This is a genomic window from Falsihalocynthiibacter sp. S25ZX9 (genome assembly GCF_041205405.1).
GTDB lineage: Bacteria > Pseudomonadota > Alphaproteobacteria > Rhodobacterales > Rhodobacteraceae > Falsihalocynthiibacter > Falsihalocynthiibacter arcticus.
Window position 1 is genome coordinate 1 of record NZ_JBGFCD010000281.1, and the last position, 292, is coordinate 292.

The window sequence follows — 292 nt, forward strand, 5'->3', positions numbered from 1 at the left end:
TTGGTTTGCGCCTTGAACGCCGCAACTTCCGCCGCACGTTTTTCCTCAGGGGTAAGCTGTGGGGCCACCTCTTTGGGTTTCTGCGCCGCGATCGCCGCAATTTTGGGCGGCGGTGGCTGGAAGGTGATCTCTTTTTCAAAGGTCACAGTCGCGCCACGGATCACGTCATCTTCCATGTTGTGGTTGATCTTGCCGTCTTTTTCCGGTGTCAGATCAGTCAACATGTGACTAATATTTGTAGAGTAGAGCGTGGAAGCTTGCGCGGCCATACGTCTTGGGAAATCAGTATAAC

General features: G+C 53.1%; 1 pseudogene. It reads right to left on the reverse strand.

Annotated elements, in window-relative coordinates:
* A pseudogene (locus AB9F29_RS22255) lies at positions 1 to 292 on the reverse strand (NAD(P)(+) transhydrogenase (Re/Si-specific) subunit alpha); the annotation flags it as partial.